Genomic DNA, 19,482 nt, shown 5'->3' with positions numbered 1-19,482 from the left:
TAAATTCATGCCTTTAATCTCATGATGAATAATAAACAACCTAAAAATGTAGGGCTTCTGGTATTTGTAGCCGCGCTGGGATATTTTGTGGATATCTATGACTTAATTATTTTCTCTATTGTACGGATCAAATCCTTTCAGGATATTGGTGTGCCAGATGAGTTGATGCGCTCTAAAGGGGAGTTTGTGCTGAATATGCAAATGGGCGGTCTGCTGATCGGTGGCGTAGTCTGGGGCATCATCGGGGATAAATTTGGCAGACTTCGGGTGTTATTCGGATCTATTCTGCTGTACTCCTTAGCTAATATTTACAATGGATTTGTACAGGATGTAACTTCGTATGGCATTATTCGGTTTGTAGCGGGAATCGGTTTGGCGGGAGAGCTGGGGGCTGGTATCACCTTAGTTAGTGAAAGTATGGACAGGCGGAAGAGGGGATACGGCACGATGATCGTGGCAGGGGTAGGAGTATTAGGCGCTATATTGGCGTATTATGTTTCGGAATGGTACAATTGGCGAACCGCTTACTTTGTGGGTGGAGGCATGGGGTTGGTTCTGCTTTTGCTAAGGGTGGGGACTTTCGAATCTAGTCTTTTTAAACAGGTGAGTAATCACGAGGTGGTGAAGGGAAGTTTAGGAATGTTATTTTCGAATAGGGAACGTTTCTTACGTTACATTTACTGTTTGTGTATTGGATTGCCGATATGGTTTGTCGTGGGGGTATTGGTAACTCAGGCACCTGAAATTGGGAAAGCTTTGGGAGCAGAGACTGTGCTCAGCGCAGGAAAAGGAGTCATGTTTACCTATTTAGGGATTTCACTCGGTGATTTTTTTGCAGGCTTATTAGCACAGTGGCTTAAATCGAGAAAGAAGGTTGTATTTATTTGTCAGATGCTTATTATTCTTTCTTCTTTGTGGTACCTGAATAGCACGGGTATTACGGAGGAAAAATTTATGTGGTTAGCTTTCTTTATGGGGCTGGGGGTAGGGTATTGGGCAACTTTTGTAACGATTTCTGCGGAACAGTTTGGAACCAATCTGCGCGCTACAGTTGCGACTACTGCACCTAATTTTGTGCGGGGGGCATTGATTCCTTCAACTATATTATATGGGTATTTGGTGAGCTTATGGGGAATTGTGGTCGCAGCGGTCGTCATGATTTTACTGCTTTCGGCTATAGCAATATTTGCATTAACACGGCTCAAAGAGAGTTTTGATAAGGATTTGAATTATGTAGAAGAATAAAATCCTGTACTAGCGGTTAGGACATTTTTTGCAACGTTTTCCTTTCTTGTATTTTTTACAGCATTTTTTCAAAATGCAACATGAAAAATCACCGAAGGGATTAAGACCTTTCGATGATTCAGTAATATCGACCTGACAAATAGTAGATTCTATCTCGTGTAGCAAACTCATGCTGCAAAGTTAGTTATTTAGAATTAATTTAAATTATAATAATTGTAACTTTTCTTTCAGATCGTCAGAAATTATATTTGTAGCCTGATGAATTAATATAGGATCTTCTGTATTATTTACTAATACTTTGTCGCATATTTCCCTGTAAGGGAGTAAATATTGATTGTAGGAGGGAACAACATGTTCGGTCCATTTGTACATGACATCATCTTTGTCATAGCCTCTTTCAATGAGATCTCTTTTTAGGCGACGTGCTAAGGCTACGGATTCTTCCGCATCTATAAAAATCCGATAATCCAATAATTCGTTAATTTCGGTATAGTGGAAGATAAACAGTCCTTCAACAATTAAAATAGGTGCTGGTTTTATTTCCAACATCTTGGGTTTGATATTGGAATTATTAAAGGTGTACTCTTCCTTAAAGACAGTTTTTCCATCAAAAAGATCTTTTATGTTTTGAAAGAATGCTTCCCGATCTATGGATGTGGGTAAGTCAAAATTGTATAAGCGGTTTTCTTCCTTTGTTTTTGTATTGGCTGGAATGTAATAGTCATCTTGGGAGATCAAGGTGATCTCATCCGTTGCAAAATGATTCAAAAAGCTCTTTAAGAAGAAAGTTTTGCCGGATCCACTACTACCGGCAATACCAATTACATAAGGTTTGTACATGAATTATCTGAATTTTACTCTAGTGGGAGGCCGTATGTAATTTCTATTTGAAATTTTCTATCTAATGCGCCAATAAAAGACGCGGCTGATTTGGATAATACGACAATGGCATCCTGAGTATCTGCATTGTCTGCAAATTTACCGACCACCTTTGCAAAGGTAACGCTTCGCGTCATGGGATTCGTGATTTTTAGAACGGTACCGATTGGTGCGGTTTTGTGCAATGCAAGATTACTCTGGCCATCTGATTCTAAATTTTCCATCCATACGCCGATGCCTTTTTCCTTTTTCTCGCGGATACCGTATTTGTTTGGCTTGAAATCGGAGTCGTCGATGGGTTGGTGTTGTTCTATAATAATAGGAACCTCTATTGGTTTTTCGACAATAGGCTCAGGTAAATCTCCATCAGGTATTTTTAACAGTTGTCCTTCACGCAGACTATCGGACCTAAGGCCGTTTATTCTTTTAATATCATCGACATTTGTGCCAAATCTTCTTGCAATAGTGTATAGTGTTTCGCTCTTTCCTACTTTGTATTCTGTCAAGATATCTTGTGGACTGACCAATACCTGCTTAAGATCGTTATTGTTTTCTTTCTGGTCGGATGAAGGTATAACAGCCGCTGAGGGCGGGTTTGGAGAAGCAGCTTGGCCACGAGGTATTTTTACGGTATCTCCTATACGGAGATTCTTTTTGTTATTAGCATCCATGATATCCTTTACAACTACGTTATACTGCCGTCCTAACTGGTAGTAGGTATCTTTGGGGTTAAGTTTATGAATGATATAGCGCTGTCCATTAATGATTTCTGTGCCAATGGAATCAGGAGGTAAAGAATAGCTATAAGAATACTCTTCTGCTTGAATTTGAGTGGAACTAACCGTACTAAATAAGAGTAAAAATGTTATTTTATGAAACGTTTTAAGTGTTTTGTCTTTTTTCATTCAAATAAATTACTTCGTGAGCTCGTAAGCTCGGTTATTCATTAGTGTTTGTTTTTGTTGCATTGTTTATTCGTGTCTACCTTTGAAAGCATTTATGAGATCGCTACGCTAAGTTCATGAGTGCTTTGTAGTTACTTCGTGAGTTTTCAAGCTCGGTTATTGATCTATCGTTTGTTTTTTTTATAGCATCAATGGACTCGCTCAGCTCCTTTTTTTGAGTGGTAGCTCATGAAGGTTTCATATCATGCAATTATACTAAATACGCTGCAATTTCTTGTTTAGTATTTGATAAAAAGAAAATATAGTCTTCGACTTGAAAGTAAGGTTGAGGGATTAATCTTGCTAGATTCTTTAAAATAATTTTTGTGTCAAAAATTTCGGTTCGAGACGAAAGACATAAATGTAGACTATAAGAATTATGCACTCTGGTATGATATGCCCAAATAAAATTGTCTTTTATGGGTTGTAGCCAAATTGCGTCTTCAACGGGAAGGCTTTGCATAAATTGTGGTAATTTTCCAGTATAAGGAAGCGGATAGTGTACGTGGATTAAGGGATAGTCAAGTGGTGTAATGATCCGATTCTGGATTTCTCCGGTCTGTATATTGATGTAAAAGTCTAAGCCGGATGGGATGGTACGATGTACAGCTTTTATATAGCCCTCAAATACGTCCTGTAATATATATTCCATACCTGTATAAATGATGTCTTTTGAGGGGATATGGACGATTTTGATACCTTCTTTAATAGGGGTGGTATTACCAAATTGTTTTAATATCAGATAATCACCCTGTACGGCTTCCAGCGTCCATTCTTTTTCTTGTTCTATAAATGAATGGAGTAAATCTTGGCCCGTGAAATCAAAAACAGCAAATGTAGGTAGGGTATTATCTGGGTTCCGATATTCTATGGCGATACATTTTTTGGTGCAGTCTACCTCTATTTTCCATATTGGATACGGAAAAGATTTTTCGAATGCTTTATTAATCGTATATTTAGTCATTATTGTAAAGACAAACTATGCTAAACAAATTTACGAAAACCTTTTTGTTGATTCTTCTTTTTGTTGGTTTAAGTGTAAATGTTTCTTTTGCGCAGAAGATCTACAAAACAGATTTAAAAGAAGATGTGGGGCCGAATTCATGGCGCATTATTAAAAATTCGTATGAACAGGCGAAGCAGGAAAAAGCGGACTATTTTTTGGTTGAGATGAATACTTTCGGCGGAGCGGTTAATTTCGCCGATTCTATCCGCACGCTGTTGTTAAATGCAGATATGAAAACGATCGTATTTGTAAATAATAATGCGGCGTCTGCGGGTACTTTGATATCATTGGCTGCTGATTATATTTATATGCACAGGGGCGCTTCTTTGGGTGCGGCCAGCGTGGTCAATCAGCAAGGGGAAATTATGCCGGAAAAATATCAATCCTATATGAGGGGACTGATGCGGGCTACAGCTGAGGCTAAGGGGAGGGATCCTAAAATGGCAGAAGCTTTCGTTGACCCGAATATTTCTTTACCGCAATGGAAGGAGGATGGGCAGGTTTTAACGTTTACAGCGTCAGAGGCTGTAAAAGCTAATCTAGCCAAAGCACAGGTAAAAGATATGAACGAAATTTTTACGGATTTATCCATTTCATTACCGCAGGTAACCACCCACGAATTGACATTTATAGATCGGATTATTGGATTTTTAATTAATCCGATGATTAGTGGATTGCTTATTATGGGGATAATAGGAGGGATTTATTTCGAATTGCAAACACCGGGAATTGGTTTTGCATTAGTACTGTCGCTTCTTTGTGCATCCCTGTTTTTTGCACCGCTGTATTTACAGGGATTGGCGGACAATTGGGAGATAGTATTATTTGTAATAGGTGTATTGCTGCTGGTGCTGGAAATATTTGTTATTCCCGGATTTGGAATAGCTGGTGTACTTGGTGCTGTGTTTGTGTTATGTGGATTGGCCTTTTCGATGTTGGCCAATGATTTCTTGGATTTTAAACTTTCTAAACCCGGACTATTAGTGAATTCATTTTTTATTGTTGTAAGTGCTATGCTATTTTCTATAGCATTATTGGTTATTTTTGGTAAAAATATCCTGCGGTCGTCCGTGTTCAAACGTTTGGTGTTGGAGGATGAGCAAACTGCCGAGTCGGGGTACACCTCTTCTGTACCTAAGATCAATTTGATTAATAAGAGTGGTGTGGCTAAAACTGTGTTGCGCCCATCAGGTAAAATTGATATTGATGGTATATGGTATGACGCTGTTGCATTAGATGGTTTTATCGAGGCTGGAGAGCCAATTTATGTCGAAAAACATGAAAACTACAATTTATTTGTAAGGAAAATAGAGGATAAACCAATAGTTTAACAAATAAGCGGCTTGATGCTTTTTTAAGCCGCTTATTTGTTTTGCCGATTTAAGTTTCCAAGTCCATTATTTCTTCAGCAAGTTGTTCCCACTTTTCTTGAAGTTGATCGTATTCGGCTTTAGTAGAGTTGTATTTCCGTGTGTTTTCCTGCAATTTTATAGCATCTGAATAGATTTCTTCTTTTGCTAATAATATTTCCAAATCCTTTACCTCGTGATCCTTCAAGGTGATTTGGCTTTCTAGTGTAGCAAGTTCTCTGTTTTTCTTTTGCAGAAGCTTTGTGTTATCCTCAGAGGGGGCAATTTTTTCTTTCTTGGGTTCTTCTTTAACTACCTTTTTCTCTGTCTTATTGTTGGAAGGTTTGATATCACGTTTCGCGTTCCATTCTTCATATTCCTGGTATGTGCCTGGATATTCTTTGATTTCTTTATCTTCAATAAACCAAATTTTATTGGCTACATTATCCAGGAAATAGCGATCGTGAGATACGACAATCAAAGTGCCTTCATATTGTTGTAACGCCTGAATCAGGATATTTACGGACTGCATATCCAAGTGATTGGTGGGCTCATCAAGTGCGAGGAAGTTCGCATCTGCTGTTAAGGCTTTCGCTAATGCTACTCTCGATTTTTCTCCTCCTGACAGTACTTTTATCTTTTTGAACGCATCATCACCGGAGAATAGAAAACAACCTAAAATCGAACGCAGTTCTGTCTCCGTATGTTTGGGAGCGAAGGCTTGCAATTCGCTGATAATGGTGTTTTCGAGGTGTAGTGCTTCTAATTGATGCTGTGCAAAGAAGGTTTGAGATACATTGTGACCATGTTCTGATTTTCCTTCATATTCTGAATCAGCACCTGCAACTATCCGCAATAGGGTGGATTTACCTTTGCCATTGGCACCGATTAAAGCGATTTTATCGCCCTTTTCAATTATTCCTCCAGTATTTCTTAAGATTTCTAGATTAGGGTATGACTTAGAAACATTTTCCAGTGTAACCACATGTCTTCCGGAAGGCTTTGAAAACTTGAAACTGAAATTGACGGTAGGATTATCATCGTCTACATCTTCTACTCGCTCCATCTTATCTAAAGCTTTGATACGCGACTGTGCCATTTTTGCTTTGGAAGCTTTTGCACGGAAGCGCTCGATTAAGCGTTCTTCTTGTTTGATCTTAGCTTGTTGATTTTTGAATTGATTAGATTGAATTTCGCTTCTTAATGCCTTTTCTTCTAGGTAATAGCTGTAGTTTCCGGCATAAAGAGTTAATTTTCCTTTACGGGACTCTACGGTTTTCTTAATGATCCGGTCTAAAAAATACCGATCATGCGAAACAATAACAATAGCACCTTCAAAAGCTTGTAAGTAGTTTTCTAACCATTTGATGGAGGGTAAATCCATGTGATTGGTGGGCTCATCCAGTAAAAGGATATCAGGGGTTTGAAGGAGTATTCTAGCCAACATGACACGCATACGCCAACCTCCGGAAAATGTAGCTAAAGGTCTTTTTTGATCTTCGTCCGAAAAACCTAAACCTGCTAAAATTTCGTGTGCACGGAATTCGATACTGTATCCATCGAGGGCCTCAAATTCCATTTGCTTATCACTTAGTTTGTTTAGAATATCATCCGAATAATCTGTTTCTAATTTTTTAAGAAGATTTTCTATTTCGGAATGTAACTGATTTTGGCGCTCAAATGCTTCCATCGCTACATGTAAAATGTTCTTGTCAGAATGATAAGACAATAAATCTTGGTTGAGGTACCCGATCTTTAGGTCTTTGGCCATAGATATAGTGCCTGATGTAGGTGTATATTGACCGACTATCAGCCTTAATAAGGTTGATTTACCGGTGCCGTTAGCGCCTATTAGCCCTACTTTGTCGCCCGGTTTAATATGCCAGTTCGCCTCATCGTATAATGCCCGAGACCCAATTTCAAATGTTAAGTTATTTATTGATATCATTTCGGATGCAAAAGTAATGAAATTTCTTCTTCTTTGGCTACCTTTGTATATATGTATAAATTAGTTAAACCTTTGTTCTTCACGATGAACCCTGAAAAGGCGCATCACACCGTTACTGGAGGATTAAAAATGTTTTCAAAAATTTGGGGCTCAAAAGCTTTATTGAAGGCCATATATGCGGTAGAAGATCCGGGGCTGGAAAGGGAGGTTTTTGGGTTGAAGTTTAAAAATCCGGTGGGCCTGGCTGCAGGTTTTGATAAAAATGCAGAGTACATTGAAGATATGGCCAAGTTTGGTTTTGGTTTTATTGAAATAGGAACTGTAACACCTAAGCCGCAGCCGGGGAATGATAAGCCTCGAATGTTTCGTCTGGTAAAGGATGAAGCCTTGATTAATAGGATGGGATTTAACAATCAAGGTGCTGATGTGGCAGCTGGTAGATTGAAATATTTGAAAAATAAGGATGGTGTAATTATAGGAGGTAATATTGGTAAGAATAAGATTACACCTAATGAAGAAGCAATAAATGATTATATCTATTGTTTTCACGCATTGTACGACTATGTAGATTATTTTGTAGTGAATGTAAGTTCACCGAATACACCGGGATTGCGCGATTTGCAGGAGAAAGAACCACTAAAACATATTTTGAATACGTTACAGGATTTAAACAATAAAAAAGAAAAAGCAAAGCCTATTTTATTGAAAATCGCTCCCGATTTGACAGAAAGCCAGCTGGATGATATCGTGGAGATCGTATTGGAAACAAAGATTGCGGGGGTAATAGCGACAAATACAACCATATCTCGTGATGGATTGAAAAGTGACCCAACGTTGGTCGCAGAAATGGGCGGGGTAAGTGGTAGGCCGCTAACAAAACGTGCTACAGAAGTGATCCGTTATCTTTCTGTAAAATCCAATAAAGCCTTTCCTATTGTTGGCGTTGGCGGAATCCATTCTGCAGCGGATGCTATCGAAAAATTGAATGCAGGTGCTTCTTTGATTCAATTATATACTGGTTTTATTTACGAAGGGCCGGGATTGATCGGAGATATTTGTGAGAAATTGATAAATGAGAATAATTAACAACAAAGGCACCGCAGCATCGGTGCCTTTGTTGTTAATGGAGAAACTGCTTCTATTTTTCGGATTCTAATTGTTTTTTTATCTGCTGTTTTATATTATTAAAATCAGTGATAATCTTAATTATTATTAATTTTGATGATATTATTGGTTATCGTTATATTTGATAATAATATTAAATAAGAGATGAAAAGAATTTACGCTATAGTAACCGGGGATCTCGTCAATTCGAGAAATTATAATGCCAAAATCTGGCTACCTGTACTGGAAAATTCACTCAAGGAATATTCCTGTAATTTTGATATATTTAGAGGAGATAGTTTTCAGGCGGAAGTCGAATTAGAGAAAAGTTTCGAAATATTATTTTATATTAAAGCTAAAATTAAGAGCTTAGGCCAGCTTGATGTGAGACTTGGGCTAGGTTTTGGTAGCATCGAAAATTTAGATAAACATATTAAAAATTCTACTGGAGAAGCATTTATAAATTCAGGAGAAGCATTTGATGAATTGAAAAAGGAATTAATGAATATGCGGTCTCCTTGGTATGAATGGGATGTGCCGATCAATCTGATGTTGCAACTATCAACCGAATTGGCTAATAAATGGACTGAAAATATGGCTGAAAGCGTGGCTGCGACATTCGAAAATCCATTGGCAAATCAACAGGAATTAGCTAATATATTACATCGAAAATATCAAAGTCAGGTTAGCACTGAACTGAATAAAGCCAGCTTTATGAAAATCAAGAAAGTAATAGAATATTGTACGCATGAATTATTAAAGCAATGTTAACCGTATTTTTAAAATTATTACTTTGCCATATATTGGGAGACTTTGTTTTGCAACCAAAGTCGTGGGTGGCTAAGCGTAAAGATAAAATGGGTTATTTGTTTTTACATGTGGTCGCACACATGTCTTTACTCATTGCGTTTTTCAGTACTGATTTAGTAAGTTGGTGGCCTAGTATACTGTTTATTACCTTCGGACATCTGGCAATAGATAGTTTGAAGATTTGGTGGGAGCGAATGTGGCCTTATAAGCCTGTGTTCTTGTTTATTGCAGATCAAATTTTGCATATCGTGTTATTAGTTGCGGTTATTATACAGGTGTATGGTGTTCCGGATCAATGGGGACAATTATTTTTTACAGATAAATCGCTTCTTTATCTAATCGTTTTTCTCTTAGTGACAACAGTAAGTCCTATTTTCCTGCGTGTCTTTTTTAGTAAATGGAATAAGGAAAACGATTTTTATACGAAACGAAAAGATACTCTAATGGACGCAGGGATGCTGATCGGTATCATGGAAAGATTAATTATCGTATTGTTTATTCAGGTCGGTTTTCTTTCCGGAATTGGTTTTTTGCTGGCCGCGAAATCTATCTTCCGTTTCGGAGATTTGACCAATGCGAAGGATACTAAATTCACAGAGTATATATTGGTGGGGACACTTGCAAGTTTTGTGATGGCAATAGCCATCGGTTATGGTTTAAGATTTAGCTTACAGTTTGTTTAAATGTTATAAAAAATATTAATAAATAGCCGAGCGTACCTTACACAAGGGCGCTTACGAAGTAACATACATGACTATGCATGTGAATTATGGTAAATATGCAGGTAAATTCCTGAATTGAAAACCAGCATGAGCTACGCTAAAAAAAGGAGGTGAATAATCAGTTCATACAAGCTTAATCAGCATTAGAATGAAAAAATATCCGGATGAAAATAATGGTTGAATGCGGATGTTTAAAAATATTGGCTTATTTTTATGTAAAATAAAGTTAAACTAACTAAAATATCATCTGTATGAAATATACATGGGTACATATAAAAAGAGCCATTGTTTGTGTCGTCATGATGTTGATATCAGTATATGTTCAAGCGCAGGATTTGAATTTAAATGATGTGAGAAGGGACTTTAATAAGGGGGTAAAAAATGAGGATTTGTGCGAAAAATATCATAAAATACTAGAAAAAGAGGCTGATACTCCGATTGAAAAGGGCTACGGAGCGGCGTTTCATATGTTTATGGCGAAACATACTTCCAATCCTATCAAGAAGATGAGCTATTTTAATGGCGGTAAAAAGTTGTTGGAAAAACAGATCGCTAATAATCCTAATAATATAGAACTGCGCTTTATTCGATTATGTATTCAATACTATGTTCCGGGTTATTTGGGGTATAATTCAAATATAGAAGAAGACAAGATATTTGTTATGCACAATTTATATAAAATGTCGGACGAAAACACCAAAGATATCATATATAATTATCTGAAAGGAGCAAAGATGTACAAAGAGGAAGAGTTAGCTCTTCTAGGAAGATAGATTTAGTTTTTATTCTTTTCCTTTTCCTTTTCATTGAAATCCGCTAATTCTATAATTCGTGGTATACTACTCTTAGGGGCCATATATTTAAGGCGTTTAAGTTTCTTGCGGTGTTTGATTACTCTGAATGCCCTATTGTTTTTATACAGATTCCAATTCATTAACAGCACCGAAAATAATACGATTACCAATCCTGCAATCTGTAATGCTGTTACATTATGATTTGTGAAGAAGTGAACCAATATCAGGGCTACAATGGGGTTTACATAAGCGTATGTACTCACTTCGGTAGCCGGTCTTACTTGCAAGAGCCATATATATGAGCTGAACGCTAATATAGATCCCATCAACACAAGATATGCGATATATCCCCAACTTTCCAATGGAACTTCGCTGGCATTAAATGAGCTGTATTGGCCGCCAATAAGCGCAACTAATGTAAACGCAACACCCGCTGTCACCATCTGCCATGCCGTCTTTACCATCACATTGAGCGAGGGTTGTTTCTTTTTAGTAGCAGATTTGCTATTTTGATTGTATTTCGAGAATAATGATCCGATTGTCCAAGCCATTGTGCCAAAGGTAAGAACGGTCATAGCGATCAAATTTTGAGATTTCTCTGTATCATCACCTTGGGTGAATATCTGTTCTGCAAATAGCATTATGACACCTCCAAAACCGAATAATAGACCTAACATAATAGGTAGGCTGGAAAAATTTTCTTTCCATTTTGGTTTGTCAAATATGATAAACCAAATTGCGGTAGCGGCCGAGAGTATGGCGACAATACCGGAGGAAATGTACTGTTCGGACCAAATGATAGCTGCCATGTCTACGAATAATAATAGAAAGCCCACCAACACAGCTTGTTTTATATCTGCCCGATTGATGATCCTATATCCTTTCAGTCCGCAATAACCCATTAACAATGCGCCGGCTATAATAAAACGTATAGAGCCTAATACGAAAGTAGGGAAAGAATGGAGTGCCTTTTCTATAAAAAAGAACGTAGATCCCCAAACAATATAAACGACTAGATAGGCAAAAACAATATTGCCGGTAGATGGATTTTTTTCCTCCATTTTATTCTTTAGTTGGAATGACTAATTTTTGTTCTTCTTTGATTGTTTCTAATACGATGGTTGTACGTGTAGATAATATACCTTCAATCTTTCCTAGCGTATTGCGCATAAGATCTACTAAACCTGAAGAGTCATTTGTTCGGACTTTTATTAAATATCCGTCATCTCCAGCGATATCATGTACTTCTTGTACTTCGGGGATCTCTGCTAACAGGTAGGCTACACCTTGTTCTCCAATGATATCGGATGTCTTGATAAAAATAAAGGAAAGCAAATTTTGATCAAGCGCAAGGGGGTTTATTTTAGCATTATACTGAAGGATAATTTCTTTTTGCTCCAGTTTTTTTACACGTTCTAGGATAGCAGACGGAGCCATACCTAATTCTCTTGCAATATCTGCATTATTTGTACGTGCATTATTTTGCATAATGCGTAAAATTTGAAAGTCGATGTGATCCAGATTGTACTCTAATTTCGCCATAATTCTGCAAAACTAGTAATTATTAGAATAATATTCAATTGTTTTTTATTGGTAATAAATGTTATTCTTTAGGTTAACTGCTTAAGGGAAGTTGTTGTTGTAATAAAATAGTGCGTGCTTGTATGAGCAAATTGCAGGAAAGGATGCGTTTTATTGCAATATTAACTTTAAATCCGACTTAATTTGGTGTTTAATTATCACGAATATACACATAAAATAACTTACTTTAATTAGATTTGTTTATTAAAACCATAAGACGTGTCAATACAACTATCTTTAGAAAACTTAGCTAAAACCTTGTCGGGTGATTTGTTTTTTGATTCCACCGATCCTAAACATCAAATGATACGCTTGGCATACGCAACAGATGCTTCCGTATATCAGGAATTACCTTTGGCGGTTTCTATTCCGCATCATAAAACGGATTTACAGAGGTTAATTGCATTTGCCGAAATACATCACCTCACGTTAATTCCACGGACCGCCGGAACCTCCCTGGCTGGGCAGGTAGTTGGTTCGGGTATCATCGTGGACGTTTCTAAGTGTTTTAATAGAATATTGGAGGTCAATGTGGAAGAAAAATGGGTACGGGTCGAACCGGGTGTGATAAGGGATGATTTGAATGCCTTTTTGAAAGTTCACGGATTGATGTTTGGTCCTGAAACTTCGACAGCTAGTAGAGCAATGATAGGAGGCATGATAGGAAACAATTCATCTGGTTTACATTCCATCGTCTGGGGGGATACGCGTCAAAATCTTGTATCGGCCAATGTGCTTCTTAATGATGGCTCTGAAGTTGTATTTGAAGAGCTTGATGAAATGAATTACTTTAATAAATTAACATTAAAATCAAGAGAGGGAGATATTTATCGTAATTTGAATGAACTATTAACAGCTAAAGAAAATATAGAAATAATCAATTCAGGCTATCCAAAAAAAACATTAACACGTCGTAATACCGGGTATGCTTTGGATTTTCTGGTTGATACATCTAAACCCTTTAATCTGTGCCATATATTGGCGGGATCCGAAGGAACTATCGGCATTGTTACCGAGGCGAAATTAAGTCTTAGACTGCTGCCACCAACCCAAATAGGGCTTCTTTGCGTACATTTTGCTGACATGGTGGAGTGTATGCACGGGAATGTAATCGCATTACAGCACCGGCCTGAAGCTTCTGAATTGGTGGATAAGTATATATTGGATTTTACGGTAGGACACCCGACTTATCAATATAATCGTTTTTTTATAAAAGGGGATCCGCAGGCGCTGTTAATTGTCGAATTTAGAGGAGATACTTTAGATGAAATCGAGCAGAAGGCAATGTCGCTTAAGGATGATCTGATGAAGCGAGGATTAGGCTATGCTTATCCTTGGGTTACGGGGGCACGTGATACAAATTTGGTGTGGGACGTAAGAAAAGCCGGATTAGGGTTAATCCGTAATCTTCCCGGTGATAACCAACCCGTCAACTTAATAGAAGATTGCGCGGTGTCACCGGAAGATCTGCCTGATTACGTGGCCGATGTGCAGCTTCTTTTGGAAAGGGAAGGCGTGCATGCGTCTTATTATGCGCATGCGGGAGCAGGGGAATTGCATATTGAACCTTTTATCAATTTAAAGACATCTGAAGGAAAGCGGAAGTTTCGCTCTATTTTAGAACAGACAACAGATTTGGTGCTAAAATACAACGGATCGTTAAGTGGTGAACATGGAGATGGCCGTCTTAGGGGTGAATTTATCAGTAAGGTGCTAGGAGATAAAGTATATGATTTACTGAAAGATGTAAAAAGTATTTTTGATCCGAAAGGCGTTTTCAACGCCAATAAAATTGTGAATACGCCTCCCATGGACACGTCGTTGCGTTACGATACTGTCACGGACAATAGTGCTATAAAAACATATTTTGACTTTACGAAAGACGAAAGCATTTTGCGTCTAGCAGAAAAATGTTCGGGTTCAGGAGATTGTCGTAAATCGGAAATTTCAGGGGGAACCATGTGCCCGTCTTTTATGGCTACACGCGATGAAAAAGATACGACGCGGGCCAGGGCAAATATGCTGCGTCAGTTTTTAACCAATTCAACAAAGGCGAATCGATTCGATCATGAAGAAATAAAGGAGGTAATGGATTTATGTCTGAGTTGCAAAGGCTGTAAGACGGAGTGTCCTTCGAGCGTGGATGTAGCAAAAATGAAGGCTGAGTTTCTTCAGCATTATTATGATGCGAATGGTGCGCCATTTCGATCCAAGTTGATTGCTAACTTTACAAAGAGTCAGCAGCTTGGATCATATGTAGCACCACTATATAATTTTTTTTCACAAAGCCACTTTTTTTCAGGTGTTATTAAGCGAATCGTCGGATTTGCGCCACAGCGATCATTACCTAAAGTTCATTTTACGACATTGAAGGATTGGGTGAAAAAACAGACATCGATGCTGAAACCACGTCAGGTATATTTGTTCTGTGATGAATTTACGGATTACAACGATACGGAAATAGGCAAAATCGCTTATAAACTGTTGACAGCTTTGGGGTATCAGGTGTTGATTCCGCCACATAAAGAAAGTGGAAGAACTTTTCTTTCTAAAGGATTTGTTAAAGAAGCAAAAAAATTGGCTGAAAAGAACGTGGAATTATTGAAAGATCTTGTTACCGACGATATCCCCCTCTTGGGTATCGAACCGTCAGCAATACTAACTTTCCGTGACGAATATTTAACATTGGTAGACCCAGATCAACGTCATGCAGCAGAATTGCTTGCTAAAAACGCAATGATGATTGATGAATTTTTGGTGTCTGAAATGCAAAAGGGATATATCCATCCCGAACAGTTTACTTCGGAGTCTCGTGCGATAAAACTTCATGGACATTGTTATCAGAAGGCTTTTCACTTGGTAGGCTATACGGAAAAGCTTCTTTCGTTGCCGATCAACTATAAGGTAGAAGTTATTCCTTCGGGTTGTTGTGGAATGGCCGGGTCATTCGGTTATGAAAAGGAACATTACGATGTATCGATGAAAGTAGCCGAACTGGTATTATTGCCCGCGGTGCGGGAATCAGGCGAAGAGGTATTAATAGCTGCCGCAGGGACATCTTGTCGACATCAGATCAAAGATGGGGTGAGTAAACAGTCTTACCATCCGGTCGAAATATTATATAATGCTTTGTTAAAATAAAAACAATCTTTACATTTAACTGTTTCACAATAAAATGAAATAATTATGAAAGGTATATGCTCTATTGTCGGGTTAGGTGTAGTGGCACTAATGCTGACAAGCTGTAATAATTCATCTCCTGACAAACAAAAGAAGTCTGAACGCAGATTGGAAGTGTTTACAATTAATGCTGACGCAGCCAAACAGCAATTTTTTTTAAGATTGGTGGACGAGCAGCAAACAGATTCTTCTGTGGTATATAATGCAAAATCAGTTTTTGAAGATGATACAGTAGGTTTACAGGTTGAAATTTTGAAGGATATCGAAGCCGGTGTAACTTCTGATGGTAAAATTGATGGAAGTAAAGGATTTGTAAGAGGGGCTATTAAATTATCGTCAATAGGAGCTCACTCTGATAATCTGGTTAAAGCGTTAGGTGCCATTTTCAAGTTGCCTTCTACGGGAAAAATGACTAGTCAAACTATTGATCCGCTGGTCTTTTCGTCCAATAAGGTGACTGTGAATTTAGCAAAGCAAAGTACATATAGTTTTAAACTGTTTTTAGATAATTCAATTGGTACGGAAGCAGAGTTATTTGCTGTAGTGGATACCTACCGCAAGTCATTCGAGATGTCGGAAAAAGATTCTACATTTAGAGCACATATTATTTCGGCATTTGAAGGACAATAAGTTAGATGATGATAACATTTAACACAAAACTTTTCTTGTCTTTGCTCTGCTTTGTTATACATTATTATGCTATAGCACAGCATTCTATCTATGAGAGAAAAGCGCTGGGGAAAATTTCGCATTCTAAATTGGGGGAGATTTCGGGGATTATCCCTTCTACTAACTATCCTCATCATTTTTGGATACATAACGATAGTGGAGATGATGCTACTATTTATTTAATAGATACATTGTGCAATGTAACGTGTCAATTTAACCTTGAAAATCTTAAAGCTGTAGACATTGAAGATATCGCATGGTTGAAAATTGACGATAAGCCTTATATATTGCTGGCCGATATTGGTAATAATAAAAGAGATAGAGAGATCCTGTCGTTTTATTTATTCGAGGAGCCAAATTTTTCAACAGATCAGACCGTTGTTATGGTTGCGAAATCTTCTATTAGGGAGATAAAAGTTAGGTACGCTGATAAAAAAAGAGATGCTGAAGCTGTATTTGTTGACCCGGTTGATAATCAGGTTTATATAATTTCTAAGCGCGATCTAAGGGCGAGTGTATTTGATTTTAAAATTCCTCCGTTAGCAGATCATGTTTTAACACTGTACCCGAAGTTAACGCTACCATTTACATTTGTTACTGCTGCTGATGTATCTCGCGATGGTCGCCAAATATTAATCAAGACGTTAACACACATTTATCAATGGAATAGGAAATCAACGGATAGCATGATGGAAACATTGCAAGTTTATCCTGTCGTGATTCCTTATCAAGTAGAACCTCAAGGTGAGGCGATTGCTTTTGACCCGAATAATGTTGATTTTTATACAATAAGTGAACGTCCTTTAGGATTGGATTCTTACCTTTATAGGTACGAAAAAAGATGAAAATGAAACCATTATGATTTGTAAAATCACGATTGCTTTGTCACCTTTTTTTTAAAAAAAAAATAGTTGATAATTTTAATATTCATGCCTTACTTTCTTGTAATACTTATTAGTTTATTTTTTTCAGTTTCATTAATCGCACAAGACAAAACTACCATCAGTGGTTATGTTAGGAATGCTGCTTCAGGTGAGGCATTAATAGGTGCTGTTGTTCAAATAAAGGGAACACAAAATGCTACCAGTACGAATAGCTATGGTTATTATGCCCTGCAGATTTCAGGGCCTAATACCGAATTAATAGTTTCTTTTATGGGATATCAATTGCTGGAGCAAACCATTCGTGTATCGGAGAATAAACGTTATAATTTTGAGCTCATTGTGTTGGATAATCAGCTGGAAGAGGTTGTCGTGTCTGCGAAAAGGCAAAATGATAACGTCACAAATGCGCAGATGGGAGCTTTTAATTTTTCGATGGAAGAAGTGAAAAATATTCCCGTCGTATTTGGTGAACGGGATATTTTAAAAACCATTCAGTTGCTTCCGGGGATTGGAAAAGGAGGGGAAGGTTCCTCTAATTTTTATGTGAGAGGGGGAGGAGCCGATCAAAATTTAATCTTATTGGATGAGGCCACTGTGTATAATGCTGCACATCTATTGGGTTTCTTTTCGACCTTTAATTCGGATGCTATCAAAGATGTAGAATTATATAAAGGGGGAATTCCGGCACAGTACGGCGGACGTATATCATCTGTAATGGATATAAATATGGTCGATGGTAACAATAAAAAAATTGCTGCAGAAGGAGGATTGGGACTCATCGCATCCCGGTTGAAACTGGAAGGTCCTATTGTGAAAGACAAAGGCTCGTTCATGGTTAGCGGAAGACGTACCTATGCTGATCTTTTTTTGAAACTTTCTAACGATGAAACGGTAAATCAAAGTAAGCTCTACTTTTATGATTTAAATGCAAAAATAAACTACAGATTTAATGATAAGAATACCTTATATGCTTCGGGATATTTTGGAAAAGATGATTTAGGATATGGAGATCTATTTAGTTTTGATTGGGGAAATGCCACTGCTACAGTACGTTGGAATCATATTTTTAATGAAAAATTATTCAGTAATATCTCGTTGATCTACAGTGATTTTACGTATAATGTAAATGTGTCGAATGATGAAAGTGATTTTACCATAGCTTCTAAAATTGAGAACTTTAACCTCAAGGAAGATCTATCGTATTATGCAGATAATAAAAATATACTTCGTTTTGGTTTAAATATATTGCGTCAGAAAATTTCACCTGCTAGTCTGAATGCCGGAGGGGAGTCTGCTGTCAATTCGATAGATATTGAAAGTAGAAGTGGAATAGAAGCTGCAACTTATGTTTCTCACGAATGGAAACCATCAAGCTGGCTTTCCATGATATACGGATTGCGTGTAACTGACTTTATGGTACAGGGGCCGGGCACATTTTATGATTATGATGATGACGGTGATCTCATCGGAGAACAGTCATTCGATGGAGGCATAGTAAAACATTATTTTAATCTTGAACCTCGATTATCGTTATCTGTTATTCTTAGTCAAGAGCATAGTATTAAAGCATCTTATAATAGGATTGTACAGAACCTACATCAATTGACTAATACAACGTCTTCTTTGCCTACGGATCAATATGTAGTTAGCAGTATCAACATTAAACCGCAATATGCTGACCAGGCCGCATTGGGTTACTTTCGGAATTTCAATAATAACGCTTATGAGTTTTCTGTAGAAGCTTATTATAAATATATGGGCAATCAGATTGATTTTAGAAATGGGGCAGATTTACAGGCTAATAAATATTTGGAAGGAGAATTACTGTACGGTATTGGTCGGTCATACGGCTTGGAATGGTATTTACGTAAATCAAAAGGTAAACTACATGGTTGGATAAGTTATACTTTGGCAAGAAGCGAAAGACAATTTGAACAGATTAATGGTGGAGATTGGTATAATGCACGACAAGATCGTACACATGACATTTCTGTAGTGAGTATGTACGAACTTTCTAAGAAATGGTCTTTTGGGGCTACATTCGTGTACTATACCGGTAATGCAATCACTTTTCCCAGCGGGAAATATCAAATGGACGGACGTACATTGTTTTATTATACCGAGCGTAATGGCTACCGGATGCCCGATTATCATCGATTGGATCTGTCTGCCACCTATGAGCCGCGAAAAGAAAACAAACGCTTTCATTCAAGTTGGTCTTTTGGGTTTTACAATGTGTACAATCGAAAAAATGCCTATATCATAGATTTTAGAGAAAACAAACAAAATACGAATGTTACAGAAGCTTACAAAATCGCGCTTTTTGGTATCATCCCTTCGGTAACATGGAATTTTAAATTTTAGGAA

16 protein-coding genes are annotated in these 19,482 nt (G+C 37.5%); 10 read left to right on the top strand and 6 right to left on the bottom strand.

What is annotated here, in order from left to right:
• Window positions 1–21 precede the first annotated feature (21 nt).
• On the top strand, window positions 22–1,245 hold the full coding sequence (locus E4F24_RS09415) for an MFS transporter (RefSeq protein WP_140938438.1): 1,224 nt from the start codon (window positions 22–24) through the stop codon (window positions 1,243–1,245).
• A gap of 204 nt (window positions 1,246–1,449) precedes the next feature.
• Here the strand turns inward: E4F24_RS09415 and E4F24_RS09410 are convergent, their stop codons facing one another.
• The 3 genes from E4F24_RS09410 to E4F24_RS09400 form a co-directional block, all read right to left on the bottom strand.
• Window positions 1,450–2,085, bottom strand: coding sequence for a uridine kinase family protein (locus E4F24_RS09410; protein WP_140938437.1), 636 nt, complete (start codon window positions 2,083–2,085; stop codon window positions 1,450–1,452).
• Window positions 2,086–2,099: 14 nt separating this feature from the next.
• Window positions 2,100–3,029 (bottom strand): DPBB and LysM peptidoglycan-binding domain-containing protein, encoded by a 930-nt coding sequence (locus E4F24_RS09405; protein WP_140938436.1) that lies wholly within the window; start codon window positions 3,027–3,029, stop codon window positions 2,100–2,102.
• 250 nt (window positions 3,030–3,279) lie between these two features.
• The gene (locus E4F24_RS09400; protein ID WP_140938435.1) at window positions 3,280–4,032 is read right to left on the bottom strand and encodes a hypothetical protein; all 753 of its coding nucleotides are present in this window, start codon (window positions 4,030–4,032) and stop codon (window positions 3,280–3,282) included.
• A gap of 17 nt (window positions 4,033–4,049) precedes the next feature.
• Between E4F24_RS09400 and E4F24_RS09395 the strand changes: the two genes are divergently transcribed.
• Complete coding sequence (locus E4F24_RS09395; RefSeq protein WP_140938434.1) at window positions 4,050–5,405, top strand: NfeD family protein; 1,356 nt, start codon at window positions 4,050–4,052, stop codon at window positions 5,403–5,405.
• A gap of 49 nt (window positions 5,406–5,454) precedes the next feature.
• Here the strand turns inward: E4F24_RS09395 and E4F24_RS09390 are convergent, their stop codons facing one another.
• Window positions 5,455–7,371 carry an ABC-F family ATP-binding cassette domain-containing protein gene (locus E4F24_RS09390; protein WP_140938433.1) on the bottom strand — a complete coding sequence of 639 codons (1,917 nt, stop codon included), beginning with the start codon at window positions 7,369–7,371 and terminating at the stop codon, window positions 5,455–5,457.
• 51 nt (window positions 7,372–7,422) lie between these two features.
• On the opposite strand from E4F24_RS09390, the gene E4F24_RS09385 reads away from it, so the two are divergent.
• The 4 genes from E4F24_RS09385 (at window position 7,423) to E4F24_RS09370 (ending at window position 10,780) form a co-directional block, all read left to right on the top strand.
• Window positions 7,423–8,457, top strand: a complete 1,035-nt coding sequence (locus tag E4F24_RS09385) for a quinone-dependent dihydroorotate dehydrogenase (RefSeq protein ID WP_140938432.1) — start codon at window positions 7,423–7,425, stop codon at window positions 8,455–8,457.
• Window positions 8,458–8,640: 183 nt separating this feature from the next.
• Window positions 8,641–9,246: a hypothetical protein gene (locus E4F24_RS09380; RefSeq protein ID WP_140938431.1), complete on the top strand. Its 606-nt coding sequence runs from the start codon at window positions 8,641–8,643 to the stop codon at window positions 9,244–9,246.
• On the top strand, window positions 9,240–9,968 hold the full coding sequence (locus E4F24_RS09375; RefSeq protein ID WP_140938430.1) for a DUF3307 domain-containing protein: 729 nt from the start codon (window positions 9,240–9,242) through the stop codon (window positions 9,966–9,968). The genes E4F24_RS09380 and E4F24_RS09375 overlap by 7 nt, the downstream gene beginning before the upstream one ends.
• Window positions 9,969–10,258: 290 nt before the next feature.
• On the top strand, window positions 10,259–10,780 hold the full coding sequence (locus E4F24_RS09370; RefSeq protein WP_140938429.1) for a hypothetical protein: 522 nt from the start codon (window positions 10,259–10,261) through the stop codon (window positions 10,778–10,780).
• Window positions 10,781–10,782: 2 nt separating this feature from the next.
• On the opposite strand, the gene E4F24_RS09365 is transcribed toward E4F24_RS09370, so the two are convergent.
• Window positions 10,783–11,862 (bottom strand): EamA family transporter, encoded by a 1,080-nt coding sequence (locus tag E4F24_RS09365; RefSeq protein ID WP_140938428.1) that lies wholly within the window; start codon window positions 11,860–11,862, stop codon window positions 10,783–10,785.
• A 1-nt stretch (window position 11,863) separates the two neighbouring features.
• A complete protein-coding gene (locus E4F24_RS09360) occupies window positions 11,864–12,343 on the bottom strand; it encodes an Lrp/AsnC family transcriptional regulator (protein ID WP_140938427.1) in 480 nt (159 codons plus the stop codon).
• Window positions 12,344–12,601: 258 nt separating this feature from the next.
• On the opposite strand from E4F24_RS09360, the gene E4F24_RS09355 reads away from it, so the two are divergent.
• The 4 genes from E4F24_RS09355 to E4F24_RS09340 all read left to right on the top strand — a co-directional run bounded on the left by E4F24_RS09355 (window position 12,602) and on the right by E4F24_RS09340 (window position 19,479).
• On the top strand, window positions 12,602–15,523 hold the full coding sequence (locus E4F24_RS09355; RefSeq protein WP_317130742.1) for an FAD-binding and (Fe-S)-binding domain-containing protein: 2,922 nt from the start codon (window positions 12,602–12,604) through the stop codon (window positions 15,521–15,523).
• 45 nt (window positions 15,524–15,568) lie between these two features.
• Window positions 15,569–16,192: a hypothetical protein gene (locus E4F24_RS09350; RefSeq protein WP_140938426.1), complete on the top strand. Its 624-nt coding sequence runs from the start codon at window positions 15,569–15,571 to the stop codon at window positions 16,190–16,192.
• 5 nt (window positions 16,193–16,197) lie between these two features.
• Window positions 16,198–17,076 (top strand): hypothetical protein, encoded by an 879-nt coding sequence (locus tag E4F24_RS09345; RefSeq protein ID WP_140938425.1) that lies wholly within the window; start codon window positions 16,198–16,200, stop codon window positions 17,074–17,076.
• Between the two features lie 84 nt (window positions 17,077–17,160).
• Complete coding sequence (locus E4F24_RS09340) at window positions 17,161–19,479, top strand: TonB-dependent receptor (protein ID WP_140938424.1); 2,319 nt, start codon at window positions 17,161–17,163, stop codon at window positions 19,477–19,479.
• The last annotated feature ends 3 nt before the right edge of the window (window positions 19,480–19,482 follow it).

This window comes from Sphingobacterium lumbrici (assembly GCF_006476045.1).
Lineage (GTDB): Bacteria > Bacteroidota > Bacteroidia > Sphingobacteriales > Sphingobacteriaceae > Sphingobacterium > Sphingobacterium lumbrici.
Note: the sequence above shows the minus strand (reverse complement) of the source record. Positions and strands in the feature narration are given on the sequence as shown.

What these genes read in the sequence shown, in the direction of transcription:
- E4F24_RS09380 (WP_140938431.1), top strand. Translation starts at nt 8,641, where the DNA reads ATGAAAAGAATTTACGCTATAGTAACCGGGGATCTCGTCAATTCGAGA.
- E4F24_RS09365 (WP_140938428.1), bottom strand. Translation starts at nt 11,862, where the DNA reads ATGGAGGAAAAAAATCCATCTACCGGCAATATTGTTTTTGCCTATCTA.
- E4F24_RS09345 (WP_140938425.1), top strand. Translation starts at nt 16,198, where the DNA reads ATGATGATAACATTTAACACAAAACTTTTCTTGTCTTTGCTCTGCTTT.
- E4F24_RS09400 (WP_140938435.1), bottom strand. Translation starts at nt 4,032, where the DNA reads ATGACTAAATATACGATTAATAAAGCATTCGAAAAATCTTTTCCGTAT.
- E4F24_RS09405 (WP_140938436.1), bottom strand. Translation starts at nt 3,029, where the DNA reads ATGAAAAAAGACAAAACACTTAAAACGTTTCATAAAATAACATTTTTA.
- E4F24_RS09350 (WP_140938426.1), top strand. Translation starts at nt 15,569, where the DNA reads ATGAAAGGTATATGCTCTATTGTCGGGTTAGGTGTAGTGGCACTAATG.
- E4F24_RS09390 (WP_140938433.1), bottom strand. Translation starts at nt 7,371, where the DNA reads ATGATATCAATAAATAACTTAACATTTGAAATTGGGTCTCGGGCATTA.
- E4F24_RS09415 (WP_140938438.1), top strand. Translation starts at nt 22, where the DNA reads ATGATGAATAATAAACAACCTAAAAATGTAGGGCTTCTGGTATTTGTA.
- E4F24_RS09375 (WP_140938430.1), top strand. Translation starts at nt 9,240, where the DNA reads ATGTTAACCGTATTTTTAAAATTATTACTTTGCCATATATTGGGAGAC.
- E4F24_RS09410 (WP_140938437.1), bottom strand. Translation starts at nt 2,085, where the DNA reads ATGTACAAACCTTATGTAATTGGTATTGCCGGTAGTAGTGGATCCGGC.
- E4F24_RS09370 (WP_140938429.1), top strand. Translation starts at nt 10,259, where the DNA reads ATGAAATATACATGGGTACATATAAAAAGAGCCATTGTTTGTGTCGTC.
- E4F24_RS09340 (WP_140938424.1), top strand. Translation starts at nt 17,161, where the DNA reads ATGCCTTACTTTCTTGTAATACTTATTAGTTTATTTTTTTCAGTTTCA.
- E4F24_RS09395 (WP_140938434.1), top strand. Translation starts at nt 4,050, where the DNA reads ATGCTAAACAAATTTACGAAAACCTTTTTGTTGATTCTTCTTTTTGTT.
- E4F24_RS09360 (WP_140938427.1), bottom strand. Translation starts at nt 12,343, where the DNA reads ATGGCGAAATTAGAGTACAATCTGGATCACATCGACTTTCAAATTTTA.
- E4F24_RS09385 (WP_140938432.1), top strand. Translation starts at nt 7,423, where the DNA reads ATGTATAAATTAGTTAAACCTTTGTTCTTCACGATGAACCCTGAAAAG.